The organism is Asprobacillus argus (assembly GCF_032248395.1).
Lineage (GTDB): Bacteria > Bacteroidota > Bacteroidia > Flavobacteriales > Flavobacteriaceae > Polaribacter > Polaribacter argus.
Window position 1 is genome coordinate 1 of the sequence record NZ_JAVTTO010000015.1, and the last position, 348, is coordinate 348.

Annotated in this window: 1 protein-coding gene; it reads left to right on the forward strand. The window is 42.5% G+C overall.

The features are described from left to right. A partial coding sequence (locus RQM59_RS14390; protein WP_349242816.1) for a SprB repeat-containing protein occupies positions 1-348 on the forward strand: 348 nt, incomplete at both ends.

The following is a 348-nucleotide window of genomic DNA, read 5'->3' on the forward strand; positions in this document are numbered from 1 at the left end:
ACCTTATACGATTACCGAACCCACAGCTTTAGGCTTAACAGCAAACATATCAGATTACAACGGTTTCCAGATCTCAGGTTTTGGTTTGAGTGATGGAAGTATTGATATAACCGTAACAGGAGGTGTAGCACCTTATACCTATGCTTGGGTTGCATCCAATGGAGGCGTGATTCCGGTGGGACAACAGACTCAAGAAGACTTAACGGGATTGGTAGCAGGTGATTATCAGGTAACCATTATGGATGCAAATGGCTGTATGATTGTTCAACAGTGGACCCTTAATGAGCCAGCCGATTTGTTAATATCAGAAGTGTTAGCATCCCATCAGAATGTATTGTGTTTTGGAGA